Annotated in this window: 1 protein-coding gene; it reads left to right on the forward strand. The window is 64.2% G+C overall.

Features of this window, described 5'->3' with window-relative positions; all coding sequences use genetic code 11:
* Positions 1-293, forward strand: a 293-nt coding sequence (locus tag EJV47_RS28305; protein WP_243651341.1) for a GEVED domain-containing protein, incomplete at both ends; no start/stop codon positions are given.

The raw sequence follows: 293 nt of genomic DNA on the forward strand, positions 1-293 counted from the left end.
CCTGGGCACAACGGTAACGGCCGGCTCGGCCCAGACCATCTACTACTCGGCCGGCTTCACCAGCACCGCCTACACCGAATACTGGAAGCTGTACATCGACTACAACCAGGACGGCGACTTCAGCGACTCGGGCGAGCTGGTAGCCAGCCGCAGCAGCAACTCGGCCATCACGCTGAGCAGCGCCTTCACGGTGCCCACCACGTCCAAAAACGGCAAAACCCGCCTGCGCGTGGTGATGAGCGACAACTCGGCCACCACCAGCGGCGGCTCCTTCAGCTACGGCGAGACGGAAG

It is taken from the genome of Hymenobacter gummosus, from assembly GCF_003970915.1.
Lineage (GTDB): Bacteria > Bacteroidota > Bacteroidia > Cytophagales > Hymenobacteraceae > Solirubrum > Solirubrum gummosum.